This is a genomic window from Streptomyces sp. NPDC014656, assembly GCF_043084305.1.
Classification (GTDB): domain Bacteria; phylum Actinomycetota; class Actinomycetes; order Streptomycetales; family Streptomycetaceae; genus Streptomyces.
Genome location: NZ_JBIBZN010000023.1, coordinates 101,212 through 114,000, shown reverse-complemented (window position 1 = coordinate 114,000; position 12,789 = coordinate 101,212). Strand labels below are relative to the sequence as shown.

Below are 12,789 nucleotides of genomic sequence, written 5' to 3'. Positions count from 1 at the left end.
GCGCGCGGTCTCCTGCGGAGACACGACGCGGCGTGACTGCGTCACGCCAAAGGCGCTGCGCCGCTGCGCGGCGCTGGGCTGGCTGGGTGGGGGCGGGCACCTTCGGTGACCGCGGGGTGGTGGGGGTGGTGTGACGAGTGCGGGTATGGGGTGGGGGGTTGTTTGTGGTGGGGCGCCCGCCTGCGGCGGGGTGCGAGGCTGGTAAATAGGTTGTGGTGGTGGGTGGTTGAGGGCGTTTTGGGTGGGGTGGGTGGTGTGCGGCCCCTGCGGGGCCGGCGGTACGTGCCAGCCGTTTACCTCGCTCGAGGGGTGTCACTTCGAATGGTGCCGGGGTGGCGATTCACGGGCATAGGGACGCTACATAGAGAGTCACTGTAAGTGATGGATGGGAGATTAGCCCGAGAGTAGTTGTCTAGACCTGTATCAGGAATACCTATCCCCTTACATGCTGCCAACTGTTAGAGATCTTGCTGTGGGTGAGAGATGTTCAAAAAGCTGGCAGCAGACACCGCCTGGCGAACCGTCAATCCCCATGCAGAAAACGCATCAGGACGAACCGTCACCCATCACCCTTCCGAAGGCAGATGCAGCCACAGGGGCGTACCGGCAGGGTGCTGTGTGCCGGGGCGCGGCCCGGGCTGGGCCGGCTGCGGAGCACGCCGCTCATGAAGCTCGAGCGGGCAAACGAGCAGAGGCCATGCGCCGGCGACCGGGAAGGAGAGGCTGGGGAGCAGCCCCTCGCGTGCATGCGGAAAGCGCATACCCCACAGGGACGGTCATCCCTCATACGCAAACCGCATCCCTGCCTGCCTCACACCCGCGGGGAGCAGCCCGGGCTCGTCCCGGCGCAGCGTTCTAACTGATCGTTTCAGAATGAGGTTCGCAGGCGTCTCAAGCAGATGATGCTGCAGGCGTGTTGAAGCAGGCCGAGGTGGAGATCGGCACGTATCTCGTAGCGGATCCGCAGTCGTTTGAACTGGTGGAGCCAGGCGAAGGTCCGCTCCACGACCCAGCGCGTCTTGCCCAGTCCCGAGCCGTGCGGAACACCGCGTCGGGCGATCTTCGGTGTGATGCCGCGGGCCCGCAGGATGCGGCGGTACTTGTCGTAGTCGTAGCCGCGGTCGGCGAACAGCCGGCCCGGCCGGTGCCGCGGCCGTCCGACCAGGCCACGGATGCGGGGGATCGCGTCCAGCAGCGGTGTCAGCTGGGTGACGTCGTGCTTGTTTCCGCCGGTCAGGGTGACGGCGAGAGGGGTGCCGTGCCGGTCGACGATCAGATGGTGCCTGCTGCCCGGCCTCGCGCGGTCGACCGGCGAAGGTCCGGTGTGAGCCCCCCTTTCAGCGATCTGACGTGCGAGCCGTCGATCACGCAGTCGTCCATGTCCAGCAGACCGGCCTTGCGCAGCTCGGCCAGGAGGACTTCGTGCAGGCGGGGCCAGACACCGGCCTCGGTCCAGTCCCGCAGCCGCCGCCAGGCCGTCACCCCACTGCACCCGGTCCGCTCCGCGGGAACGTCCCTCCAGCTCACGCTCTTGCGCAGCACGTACACGATGCCCCGAAGAGCCGCACGGTCGTCCGCCGGCAACCGCCCCGGATACCGATGACGCCGCGGCGGCCGGGGCGGCAGCAGTGGAGCGATACGTTCCCACAGGTCATCAGGCACAAGATCATCCGACACCCGCACCACTCTGCCGCCACCAGACCCGACCGCCAAGCCCTCACACCGAACTCATTCTGAAACGATCAGTAAGGATCTTCAGCGTCGCCTCTCGAGGGTGAGGACGGCCTTGGTGATGGACGTGAGCCGGTTGGGGCTGATCCGCGCTTTGCGGAAGATCCGCCAGGCCTTGAGCCTGGCGAAGGCGCGCTCGACGGGGAAGCGGAGCCGTGTGTGTGCTCGGTTGACGGTTGCTTGTCTGGTGGTGAGAGGTCTTCCGAGGTGGCGTTTGAACGGGACCTGGAACGTGCCGCCGGCCCCGGCGTAGGCCTTGTCGGCCAGCACGGAGATCCGCAGTCGCTCACAGATCGTGACGATGCGGTGGGTGCGGGCGGCGGTGATGTCGACCGTGCGACCCGGCAGTGCCGGCGAGTACCAGATCAGTCCGCCCGCGGGATCGGTGACGGCCTGGATGTTCACTCCATGCCGTCGGGCCTTGCCGGAGTAGTCCCGTTCGTGGTCGCCGACACGGTCGCACTCGGCGATGGTGCCGTCCACCAGGACATACTTGGGACGTGCTCGGCGGAGCGCCTGTGTGAGGGATGGCGCCTTCGAGGCAAGGATTTTGATCACGCTCTGTACGTAGGCGTGGGCGGTGTCCTCGCTGATCCGGAAGCCCGGGGCGAGCTTCGCGCAGGTGGTGAGGGCGCGTTGCGAGGGCCGTAGTTTGCTCCGGCGGTTGCCCTTGGGGGTGACGATCAGCATCGTGACCCACTCCACGCGCGCGCGTGTGCGGCAGGTCGAGTACGGCAGGATGGATGACCGACGAGGCCTCCGGTCGCAGCGGTTGAGACGTCAGACGTCTCGGACCACTGCCCGAAGGCCTCGCCTGCTCTCCGTGTGCCCCACTTGAGCCGGGGCCTGGACGGCGCCAGCGCGACAACTGATCCGCGAACGCCTGCGGCTGGCGGTGATCCACCCCGTGCGACTCTCGGCTGACGTCTGGTCAGCCGCGCGGGCGATTAGGCGGCATCGATCTTGCGGCCTTGGGATGACGACTGGGCGGCTGTCAAAGCGAAGAATGGGTCGCGTTCCGCCAGTCAACTCCCCTTCGCAGAAAAGGAGATCGTCATGACTTCGCTGTCGCTGCCTGCTCGGCGCACCGCCACCGCCACCATCGCCGCCCTGGTGGCCGGGTTCACCCTGTGCACCTCGTCCATCGCCTCGTCCGCCGAGCAGCGCACGGACCACCGCCGGCCGGGCGCGGCACGGGTTGTCGGCAGTGGGGACATCGTACTGCCGTACCTGAGCGACAACGATGTACGCTCCTTCAGCTTCGACGCGGTGGCCGCCCCGTACAGCATCCCGCGGCCCGAGATTTCCACGGGGCTGCCCGTCGACGCGCGGGGGACGGTACGCATCTCGCACCACTCGGCTGACCGGAACGTCACCTATACCTCCGAGGGCCAAGTGGAGTGCCTGGTCACCGGCCCGAACACGGCGACGGTCACGGCCCTCATCACGAAGGTCAGCCACGAGGAGACCGGCTCGCTCGGCAAGCGCGTCGGACTGAGCGTGTACGACGGCGGAAAGAGCGGCAAGGCCGATCGGGTGGGCTTCTCGTGGAACGGGGTGAACCTGCTGCCGAACAGTAAGGACGCAGAGGTCGGCACCTGTATGGCCCCGGCCCCGTACGCCCCCGTCGTCAAGGGCGGCTACACCGTCACCCACGCCGAACTGGCACCGCTCCCCCGCCCGTAGGAGGCGTGCGCCACGGCCCGCACCCGCTACGAGCGACGCGCCGCCCTCCATCAGGGCCTGCTCGAACTGACCTGCAGCCTCATATGCCTCCGCCGCCTCCGAACCGCATTCTGAAACGATCAGCAAGACCGTGTCCTATGTGGTGAGGCGGAGGAGTCGTTTGTAGCAGCGGATGGCTGCGGCCAGGCCGAGGAAGCCAGGTAGTTGCGGGGATGGCGTTCGTAGCGGTGGTTGAGCCGGCGGTAGCCGGTCGGCCAGGACATGGTCCGCCCGATCACCCACCTGCGGCGGCCGAGTCGTTCACCGGACTCGATGCCCTTGCGGGCGACGCGGACGCCGATGCGTTTACCTCGGAGCCATCTCCGCAGCTCAGGTGTGACGAGGAGGGGCAGTCCGTTCGCGTCCGACAGGACGTGCATCTTGGAACCCGCCCTGCCCCGGTCCACGGGGCTCGGACCGGTGAGTTCGCCCCCTTTTTCCGCCCGGACGCGGGCGGAGTCGAGGAAGGCGCGGCATCCAGGCCGATCGCCTCCAGCGGTCCGCGCAGCAGCGCGGCCAGGGGCGGGTCGGCGAGCATACCGATCACCAGGGACGTGACGGTGATGCCGAGCTGAGCGCCGGACAGCTGCACGGTCAGCCGGCGCACGGCGCGCAGCGTGCCCTCGGCACCACGTTCGCCTGCCTCGACGGCCCGCTCCAGCTCACCGCGCTCGACGGTGGTCAGGGAGAACTCGGCCGTGACGAAGACGGCACACGCGAGGGTGGGGGCGGGCGCGAGCAGGAGAAGAAGCGTCTCGGTCACCGCGCCACCCCCGCTCCCCGGCTGGACGTCTCAGGGCAGGCGGTGGCACGGCTCGCACTGAGAGGCTCACCCATTGCGGGCCGCTCACTCCTTCTCGTCCTGAGCGGGAATCCGGGCGGGATCGGACCGGCGGAGACACGGCCTACTACATCACTGCAAAGGAAAGGCGATCTCCGATCGAGAGCCCGCCCCTCCGCACGTCCCGACACGCACGGCCCCGAACCGCAGAGCGATGACGGCGACCCCGGCGGCCGCCGCAGCACACAGGGCCATGAACGAGTCGGGCGCCCAGGTCCACAGCGCCCCATGACCGATGAAGGCGAGGGCCGCCACCAGGACGGCCACGGGGGCGGCGCCGGCAAGGCACCACAGGACGGTGGGGGCGATGCGATGGCGCACGCCCCCGCGACGGAGCACGCGGAACGAGTGGAATGCCTCGGCGAGCAGGACGAGTGCCAGGGCTGTCAGGCCCCAGACGGTCGCGTAGTAGGTCGCGGCGGAGGGAGCGTCGGCGGCGGTTCCTCCAGCGAGGAGACGGGCAGCGCCGAATCCGACGTCCGTCACCGCGGCGTCGTGCAGGAGGCCGTGCAGGTTCTGCTGGAGGACCAGGGCGATGTCCCGGTCCGGCAGGAGGAAGATCATGGCGGAGTAGCCGGGGGTGGCACCGGTGTGCCAGACGGCGGTGTCGAGCGGAGGTTCCAGGCCGCCGACGCGCCAGCCGAGTCCGTATCCGGTGGCGGCGCCGGAAGGGTGGAGACGGCCCGGTTGCCGCATGAGGCGGACGGACTCGGGATTCAGGACCGTCCCGCCGTCGGCTGTCTTCCCGGACCGTAGCTGGAGGGCGGCGAAGGCGGCGAGGTCGTTCAGGTCGCCGCCGGTATAGCCGTAGGCGGCGCCGGCGTCGTCCACACCCTCGACGATCGCGGACGGTACGCCCCACAGGAGCTGGTGCCCGGGCGGGAGGTTCCGCTCACGGGCGGACGCCCGGTCGGCGATCGCCCCGTCCATGCCGGCGGGGCGCAGGACGCTGCGTTGGAGGTGTTCGGCGAAGGGCCGGCCGATGACGGACTCGACCAGGGCGGCCAGGACGAGGTAGTTGGCGCTGGTGTAGGCGTACATGGTGCCGGGCGGCCCGAGGGGACGTACGCCGTCCAGCGCGGCGAGCCGGCCGAGCGCGTCCGCGCAGTCGGCGTCGACGCAGTCGGCGACCGCGGAGGTCGCCGACTGCGGTATGCCGGCGGTCTGCTGCAGCAGGTGGCGGACCGTGACCCGGGCGGCGTGATCCGGGCTGCCGAAGCGGAAGACCGGCAGATGGTCGACGACGCGGTCGTCCAGCCGGAGCCGTCCGTCCTGCACGAGCGTCATCACGGCGCTGGCGGCGATCGGTTTGGCGACCGACCCCCACAAGAACGGGGTGGCGTCCGTGACCGGTTCGCCGTTCCCGTCGGTTCCCCAGGACCGCGCGTGGACGGGCCCGTCGGGGTCGACCACGGCGTAGGCGAGCCCGGGTGCCCGGGTGGCCTCCATTCGCTCGCGCACGTAGGCGTCCATCGCCGCGAAACGGTCTGCCGGAACGGGTAGGCGCGTCGCCGCCGACGCCCCGCCTAAGGGGAGCAGGAGGAGCAGGAGGGCGGCCACCGCAGCGGCGGCGCGTCGAGGGGCGTTGAGCATCAGGGCCTCGTTCTTCCGTGGACGCGACAGATAACCGTATGCCGATACGGTTATAACCGTACGCTGGTACGGTTATCAAGTGCCGCGAACCGCCGACCACGAACAACGCCGCCGTCAGATCGCCGACGCCGTCAGCCAATTGATCGCCGAACAAGGGCTCGACGCCGTCACCGTCGCCCGCACAGCCGCCGCCGCGGGCATGTCCGTCGGGCTGGTGCAGCACTACTTCCGCACGAAGGACGAGATGCTGCTCCATGCCTTCCGCGAGGTCTCGGCCCGTATCCGCGCCCGCGTCGACGAGCGCATCAGAGAGGGCGTCACCCACAAACAGCCTCTCGCACAGGTCATGGCCGACGTGATGACCGAGTACATCCCCCTGGACGAGACCCGCCGTGCCGAGTACCGCGTCGCCCGCGCGTTCGCAGGCCGCTCCCTGGACTCCCCCGCCCTGGCCGAAGTCGACACCGGAAGCGCCCGGCAGCTGCGGGAGGACATCGCCCGCGCGGTCCACAACGGCAAGGAATGCGGCGAGGTCGACGAGCATCTGGACCCGCTGTCCGCCGCTGTACGCCTTGCCGCCCTGATGGAGGGGCTCGCGCTCCAGGTCTACCGCGAGCCCGAGGGCCTCGCAGGAGAAGGCGTCACCCGGTTCGTGGGCCCCCTGCTCGACGCCGAGATCGGCCTCGTCTTCACCGGCGAATGCCATCAGTACACGGCGTGAGCAACTCTCCCTGACTGCAGACAAGGCCTGGCCCTGCGCTGGTGTGTGTCCGCGCAGAACAGGGTCGCCGTCCGCGAGGCTGCCCAGCGCCACGGCCGCGCCTTGAACGGTGCCAGACGCCGTGGTACGCGAGCCGGCAGCGCCACCGACCGCGGGTGCCGCAGGCTTGACGACCAGGGGACGAAGGATGAGGCGTGGACTTCGTCGCCGCGCGGGGTGATCCGTGATCGTCCAGGGCGCCCCATGCCTGGGGTGCCGGATCCGGTCCCGCACGGTCTGGGTGATCGCTGGAAGCGGGCGCAGGGCGGCGGTGTCCCCCTGTGCGAAGGAGAGCCTCCCCGTCCAAGGGAGGCCCTCCTCGTTGCCCGTGCCGGCGGTTACCGGACTGCTAGGCGGTGTCTTCAAATGATCTTGCCTGGTGGATCATTTGAAGACACCGCCTTGGCCAGGTCGTAGGCGGCGAACAGGTGCCGGACCCCGTGCGGGCGGGTGTAGACCGCCCGCATTCGGGGCCGCGTCGCGGTCGGGGCCCTGGTGCTTGCCCCCGCGTTCGGCCCACTGGCGGCCGGGGTGGGCATCAGATGGAGCGGGCCGAACTCGTTTAGGCAGAAGACGACTTCGGGCTCGCCCGACTCGGGCACAACTTCGCAGCCGGCGACCGCGTAGGGCTGCTCGACGCGAGCCTTCTTGGCGGCGTAGTCGGGGTCGCGGGAGGTCTTCCAGGTCTTCACGCGTTGAAACGACACGCCCTCCTCGCGGAGCAGGACCCGAAGGCCCTCGTGGCCGATGTTGTCGACCACCCCCTCGGCGACCAGGAAGTCGGCCAGCTTGGCCGGACTCCGGGTCGGGAACGGCAGGCCGTGCTTGGACGGCTTCGACTTGGCGATCTTCTTGATCTCCCGGCGCTCGGGCAACGTGAACGTCCTGGGCCGCCCGCCCCGATACTTCGGTTAGAAGCCGTTGTCGTACCGATCTTGGTGAGCACGGGTTCGAATGCGGCGGCTCGGCCGGGCGCTCTTCGGTCTGTCCGTGCGTGAAGACAGGGCCTCTGGCGCAGCTCGGGGTTGTCGAGACCTTGAGCCCACCAGGAGGCCCTGCCGACGGCATCCCGGCACCCCCACCGCAGAGACGACACAACGCCTCGTCTCTGCCGCCGAAACACCGACCCTATGTCTGACCAGCGCAAACGCGCCCGTCACTCTCGGAAGGACAGCGGCTTCTAACCGATCCGCACGGGAATCGCGTCAGAAGTCTGGTCTAGGTTTGGCCTGTGAACCACAGCAGCTCCAAGGCCGGGGCGCCCCGCGAGCCTGCCTTGCCGCCGTATCAGGTAGTCCTGGCGGAGACGGATTGGGGTTCGCTCCAGACGGCTTTCGGGAACGGTGAGTGCCTTCCCGAAGTCCTGGCACGGTTGCTGGAGCCTGATCCCAAGGTCCAGGTCACTGCTTTGTCGGAACTGAGTGAGCTGGTCGGCCACCAGAACAGCATCTACGAAGCCACAGCCCCCGTCGCCATGTATGTCGCCGGCATCCTCACCCACCCGGCGGCCATGACCCTCCGGCCGTATCGCAACGTCCCCATCCGCGCGACATTGTTGAACTGGTTGGTTTCCACGGCCTACGACGCCTCCGACGAGATTGTCGACCGCACCGAGCGGTACTTCCCTGGCTTCCTCACCCCCGGCACCATCGTGGCGGCCTTCCGGGACCTGCGCCCGATGCTTTATCGAGCCGTCGCGCCCTTCCTGCAGGACAGTCACGAGGACGTGCGCGAAGCCGCCGGCCTCGCCGCGCTCATCCTCGCCGAACACCCCGCGCTCGCCCAGCACCGCGATCACCTCGCCGTGCACGCGCGCCGCATCCTGGACACCAGCAGCGACGGCCCTAACCGGCGCGTTGCCTGGAAGGCCCTGGAAGCATGGGGCCACGACGTCACCGACATCGCGCCTTTCCAGGAGGAGCCCTGGGACTGTGGGCCCCATAGCGATGGCCGCGGCGATCTCGAACCTCCCTTCTGACGGATGGGCACACGGCCCGCAGGTTCGAACGGGGGCCGGATCGGGTGAGTTCGCGGTTGACAGAGCATGAAGGAAGGGCCTCCCGAACAGCTCGTGGTTGTCGAAGCCCGAGCGCCAGGAGGCCCTGTCGGCGCAGTTGCACGTGGTCGTTCCGGTGGAGTCCAGCCTGCTCACCCCGGGGTGTGACCGTCTTGTTCACAGGTTCGGGAACGCGGCCGACAAACCGGGCCGCCGGCCTCGCTACACGTCGGACATGACGGACGCGGAGTGGGCCGTGGTGCGGACGGTGCTGCCGGTCCCGGCATGGATGGACGGCCGGGGAGGCAGGCCGGAGAGCCACTGCCACCGGCAGATGGTCGACGCGGTGCGGTATCTGGTCGACAAGGGATCAAGTGGCGGGCGATGCCGGCGGACCTCCCGCCCCGGGACCGGGTCTACGCGTTCTTCCGAAGCTGGCGCGACAACGCTCTGATCAGGGAGTTCCACGACCGGCTGAGGGAACGTGTCCGCGAGGCGGAGGGCCGGGACCCGGAGCCGACCGCGGGGATCGTGGACTCGCAGTCGGTGAAAGGGGACGCCGTGGTCGGCGCGGCCTCCCGCGGCTTCGACGGCGGCAAGTTGGTCAACGGACGCAAGCGGCACCTGGTCGCGGACCGCCTCGGCCTCGTCCTGGCGGTGCTGGTCACCCCCGCGGCGGTGACGGACCGCAAAGCCGCCTGCGGGATGCTGCCCGCGGTGCGGGAGTGCTTCCGCCGGCTCCGGCTGATCTGGGCGGACGGCGGCTACACCGGCAACGTCCTCACCGAAGCCGCCCACCGGCTCAGCCTGGGCCTGGACATCGTCCGACGCAGCGACGACAGCCGCGGATTCACCGTCCTGCCCCGCAGATGGGTCGTCGAGCGGACCCTCGCCTGACTGATGCGCAGCCGGCGGCTCGCCCGCGACTACGACGGCGCTCCGACACCATCGAGGCGTTCGTCCTGTGGTCGATGACCATGGTCATGAGCCGCCGCCTCGCCCGCCACGCCACCAGCCAGCAGCCAGCAGCCACGGCGGAATCTTGCTCCGGCAGCGTGCACACACCCGGCCGGCTCTCCGCCAGCCAGCCCCGCTCGACCAGCCGCTTCAGCCTGCCCCGCGCACCCTCAACCCGGGCCGGAACCGAAACCTCCCAGCCCAGGCCCACCGCCACTTGCCGTGCCGACAATCCGTCACCGCCCCCCTTTCGAACACGGCCATGATCCGTCGGTAGTCCGGGCCGAGAATGTCGACCTCGGCCCCGTCCTTCCTGCGGGCCACCACCCGCCGAGCCCTGGCCGTCGACGGGGCAGCCGCGTCGTCCACCACCGGCTCACAAACAGGCTCAGGCTCGGACGGCCCTGAAGCCTCGGCGGGCTCGGGACCTCGCAGTTGGGTCAGCGTCTCGAGATACTCCTCCAGGCCGATCACCCGGCGGTCCAGCACCGCTTCCGCGTCGGCGAGAACCGCCCGCACCCGCTCGAATTCGGCACGCAATTCCTCCACTCGCGCCAGCGCGGCCCTCTCACGGCTCTCCGTCACAGCCCGCATCGACGGCATCCGCCCCCTCACGTCATCCACGAGGAATCAGACGGCCCCAGCCTGCCTCGACAATGCGCACATCACACCTGACCTGCGGAAACACACACATCAGATCCGGAAAAGCAACGGCTTCTCAGGACCATGATGCGAGGGCGGCGTCCATACTGGTGCCGGCCTTCCGGTGGGCGGTGGAGGAGGCCTCCAACGTGGACGATGATTTCGACCTCTGGCGGTCCGACTACGACCCCAACCGGCTGGCACCCCAACTCGCACCGGCCGTGGAACGTCCGCTGCAGGGGGTGTCGCAGTGGGCCACCGGTACCCGGGCCTTCTTCGAGATGGACCTGCGATGGGTGAACTTCGTGGCCGCGCGCGGTGGCTACGAGGTTCCGGTGCTTCTGCCGTTCGTCTACACGACGTGGGGCTGGGCCGGGTACGGCGACCGCGGCCTGACGGCCCTCGACACCTCCGCGCTCCTGCGCCGCCGGCACGAGCAGTGGGGTGCCGAGCTCTTCTTCACCAACGGCTGCTACCTGGATCTGGTCGTCGCCCGGCCGCCCCTGGACCCGCCGGGCGCCGCGCAGGCCGCCGCGGAGCTGCACGCCTGCTGCCACGACACCGTGGACGATGCGGTGAAGACCGGCGACACGATGGCCCTCTCGACGATGTGGTCACTCTGGTGGGACTGAACCAGAGCGCAGGACCTTGTGGCGCGGTGCGCGGCTGACGAACACACACCGCCGTCGGGTCAGTGCGGCAGGTTCTCGGACGGGAAGCAGATCTTCCGGTCGCTCCTGCAGATCTCCGCCTCCGGGTCGATGGGCCCGTAGGCACGGTCGAAGGTCAGGAAGGTGACCATGCGACCGGAGGGGAGCCTCGCGACCGCCTGGTGTACCGGCCCCGTCCCCTTGCTGCGCTTGACGTGGTCGAACCGTGCCGGACCACCCTCGGCGATCACGAAGCCCACGACACGGACCTGGTCGTTGTTTTCCCCGTCGCTCACCCGGTCGGGCTCGCCCCAGATCGTGAAGAGCAGTCCGGGTGCCGGTGCCTCCTCAGGAAGTCGGCCGCAGCTGAGCGAGCTGTAGCCTTCCCGGATCTTGCCGTAGCAGAAGGTGCGTCCGTCGGACATCCAGGCCAGCTCTCCGTTCTTGGCGTCCAAGCGACGGATCACGGCCACCTCCTCGGCCGGTGGAATCTTGTGTCCTCCCGGCATCTGGATCGCGAACGCCGCCTGCAGGAAAGCGTGGTCGCGGCCGCTGACCGCCGCCTGGCCCAGCGGTCGCGCCGGCATCTTGTCGTACGGCCGCTGGGTGGCCACCGAGGGTGTCGTGGCCGAGGGCTTCACCGCTGTGGGCTTTGGGGAGTCCCGCGGTTGTTCCGTCCCCGATATACAACCGGTCGACGCCGCCAGCAGCGTGACTGCGGCGGTCATGAGAATCCGTTGTCTCAAGACACTTCCCCCCGAGCGTAAGGCTCTTGTCCGCAGACGATAGCGCTGAGCGGGTGATCGGCTCGGCCTATTCGGGCTGCCGGCGGCTGGGTGGCTGGCAGGCCGTGCCGGGGATCGTCGAGCGGCTGGTGCCGGATGAGTTGTGGGAGCTGTTTCCGGGAGTTGGCGGGTTCCTTGAGCACCGTTGCACGGGCCCGATGACCGCGAGGCCCACCTGCGCGGCGAGCCAATGCGCGTACGGCTCCCTCATCTGACGGCCGTCGACGCCGGCGTCGCGGACGTGGAGGAGGACGATGTGGTCATCGGCAGGCTCGTCGTACCCGCGGGTGCTGGTGTTGAAGCGGCATCCGACATCGCACCGCCCGTAAAGGCATCGGGTCCGGTGAACGACTCGGACGTCGCCGTTGGGTGATCGGGCGGACCATGTCCTGGCCGACCGGCTACCGCCGGCTCAACCACCGCTACGAACGCCATCCCCACCACTACCTGGCCTCCTCGGCCTGGCCGCAGCCATCTGCTGCTACAAACGACTCCTCCGACTCACCGCATAGGACACGGTCTAAGGCTTGGCCGAGTCGCACGACGCCAGGTTCTCGCCCTTCGCCTTCGCGGCCTGTTCCAGTTCGAGGGACTCCGTGACCACCTGCGTTCCCCTCCTCACCTTCACGGTCACCGAGCCCACCGTGATGTCGGGGAACTTCATGGCGTGGATCGTACGGCGTCCGTCCGCCATCACGCCGACGTCCCGCACCCGGATCGGTTCACCATTGCAGGTGGCTGACTCCACCGTCTCGTGCTCCGCGCCGAAGACCACGTTCCATCCCGTCGCCACCGTGCGGACCAACGGCACGAGCCGTGGCTTCTCCTCCACCGGGGGCGTGTCCGGACGGGAAGCACACGTGACGACCGTCATCCCCTCCGTCGCCGCGGCACCGTGGCAGAACCGGTCGTCCGCCGTCTCCCAGACGAAGAGCGCCCCCTTCTCCCCCTCTGCGGCGACCAACAGGGCCGGTTCAGCGGGAGAATTGGCGCCGGTGGCGGCGGCGAGCATCTGGCGTGTCGCCTGGGCGACGGTCTCGTCCGTGCTCGACGCCTCCTCCGGCGAGGGCTCCGAACCCGTTGGCGTCCCGGTCATGCTCCCCCGCTCG

12 protein-coding genes and 6 pseudogenes are annotated in these 12,789 nt (G+C 69.1%); 9 read left to right on the top strand and 9 right to left on the bottom strand.

What is annotated here, in order from left to right; translation table 11 throughout:
• Positions 1-868: 868 nt before the first annotated feature.
• Positions 869-1,677 (bottom strand): IS5 family transposase gene (locus ACF1ED_RS34995; RefSeq protein WP_391767384.1). Its coding sequence is split into 2 segments (ribosomal slippage): positions 869-1,338 and positions 1,338-1,677, totalling 810 coding nucleotides; the frame shifts between segments, so codons are not numbered across the junction.
• Positions 1,678-1,755: 78 nt separating this feature from the next.
• Positions 1,756-2,500: pseudogene (locus ACF1ED_RS34990) on the bottom strand (transposase family protein).
• Positions 2,501-2,787: 287 nt separating this feature from the next.
• On the opposite strand from ACF1ED_RS34990, the gene ACF1ED_RS34985 reads away from it, so the two are divergent.
• Complete coding sequence (locus ACF1ED_RS34985) at positions 2,788-3,417, top strand: hypothetical protein (protein WP_391767383.1); 630 nt, start codon at positions 2,788-2,790, stop codon at positions 3,415-3,417.
• Between the two features lie 18 nt (positions 3,418-3,435).
• A pseudogene (locus tag ACF1ED_RS34980) lies at positions 3,436-3,531 on the top strand (IS5/IS1182 family transposase); the annotation flags it as partial.
• A 21-nt stretch (positions 3,532-3,552) separates the two neighbouring features.
• Here ACF1ED_RS34980 and ACF1ED_RS34975 read toward each other — a convergent pair.
• From ACF1ED_RS34975 to ACF1ED_RS34965, 3 genes and pseudogenes are all read right to left on the bottom strand, one after another.
• Positions 3,553-3,929, bottom strand: a pseudogene (locus ACF1ED_RS34975) (IS5/IS1182 family transposase); the annotation flags it as partial.
• A pseudogene (locus tag ACF1ED_RS34970) lies at positions 3,902-4,219 on the bottom strand (CNNM domain-containing protein); the annotation flags it as partial. The pseudogenes ACF1ED_RS34975 and ACF1ED_RS34970, both read right to left, overlap by 28 nt.
• Before the next feature lie 150 nt (positions 4,220-4,369).
• Positions 4,370-5,758, bottom strand: a complete 1,389-nt coding sequence (locus ACF1ED_RS34965) for a serine hydrolase domain-containing protein (RefSeq protein ID WP_391767382.1) — start codon at positions 5,756-5,758, stop codon at positions 4,370-4,372.
• A 211-nt stretch (positions 5,759-5,969) separates the two neighbouring features.
• Between ACF1ED_RS34965 and ACF1ED_RS34960 the strand changes: the two genes are divergently transcribed.
• Entirely contained in the window at positions 5,970-6,611 is a 642-nt protein-coding gene (locus ACF1ED_RS34960; RefSeq protein ID WP_391767381.1) for a TetR/AcrR family transcriptional regulator, read from the top strand.
• Between the two features lie 440 nt (positions 6,612-7,051).
• Here the strand turns inward: ACF1ED_RS34960 and ACF1ED_RS34955 are convergent.
• Positions 7,052-7,561 (bottom strand): annotated as a pseudogene (locus tag ACF1ED_RS34955) (IS630 family transposase); the annotation flags it as partial.
• A gap of 320 nt (positions 7,562-7,881) precedes the next feature.
• Between ACF1ED_RS34955 and ACF1ED_RS34950 the strand changes: the two are divergent.
• From ACF1ED_RS34950 to ACF1ED_RS34940, 3 genes are all read left to right on the top strand, one after another.
• Positions 7,882-8,628, top strand: coding sequence for a hypothetical protein (locus ACF1ED_RS34950; RefSeq protein WP_391767380.1), 747 nt, complete (start codon positions 7,882-7,884; stop codon positions 8,626-8,628).
• Positions 8,629-8,881: 253 nt separating this feature from the next.
• Entirely contained in the window at positions 8,882-9,100 is a 219-nt protein-coding gene (locus ACF1ED_RS34945; protein ID WP_391767389.1) for a transposase, read from the top strand.
• Positions 9,031-9,543, top strand: coding sequence for a transposase (locus ACF1ED_RS34940; RefSeq protein WP_391767379.1), 513 nt, complete (start codon positions 9,031-9,033; stop codon positions 9,541-9,543). Before ACF1ED_RS34945 ends, ACF1ED_RS34940 begins: the two co-directional genes overlap by 70 nt.
• Before the next feature lie 210 nt (positions 9,544-9,753).
• On the opposite strand, the gene ACF1ED_RS34935 is transcribed toward ACF1ED_RS34940, so the two are convergent.
• Entirely contained in the window at positions 9,754-10,188 is a 435-nt protein-coding gene (locus ACF1ED_RS34935) for a hypothetical protein (protein WP_391767378.1), read from the bottom strand.
• Between the two features lie 206 nt (positions 10,189-10,394).
• Here ACF1ED_RS34935 and ACF1ED_RS34930 point away from each other — a divergent pair, with 206 nt between their 5' ends.
• Positions 10,395-10,877: a DUF4253 domain-containing protein gene (locus tag ACF1ED_RS34930; RefSeq protein ID WP_391767377.1), complete on the top strand. Its 483-nt coding sequence runs from the start codon at positions 10,395-10,397 to the stop codon at positions 10,875-10,877.
• 59 nt (positions 10,878-10,936) lie between these two features.
• On the opposite strand, the gene ACF1ED_RS34925 is transcribed toward ACF1ED_RS34930, so the two are convergent.
• Positions 10,937-11,623 (bottom strand): hypothetical protein, encoded by a 687-nt coding sequence (locus tag ACF1ED_RS34925; RefSeq protein ID WP_391767376.1) that lies wholly within the window; start codon positions 11,621-11,623, stop codon positions 10,937-10,939.
• A 44-nt stretch (positions 11,624-11,667) separates the two neighbouring features.
• On the opposite strand from ACF1ED_RS34925, the gene ACF1ED_RS34920 reads away from it, so the two are divergent.
• Positions 11,668-11,895, top strand: a complete 228-nt coding sequence (locus ACF1ED_RS34920; RefSeq protein WP_391767375.1) for a hypothetical protein — start codon at positions 11,668-11,670, stop codon at positions 11,893-11,895.
• A 100-nt stretch (positions 11,896-11,995) separates the two neighbouring features.
• A pseudogene (locus tag ACF1ED_RS34915) lies at positions 11,996-12,192 on the top strand (IS5/IS1182 family transposase); the annotation flags it as partial.
• A gap of 8 nt (positions 12,193-12,200) precedes the next feature.
• Here the strand turns inward: ACF1ED_RS34915 and ACF1ED_RS34910 are convergent.
• A complete protein-coding gene (locus ACF1ED_RS34910) occupies positions 12,201-12,776 on the bottom strand; it encodes a hypothetical protein (RefSeq protein ID WP_391767374.1) in 576 nt (191 codons plus the stop codon).
• Positions 12,777-12,789 lie beyond the last annotated feature (13 nt).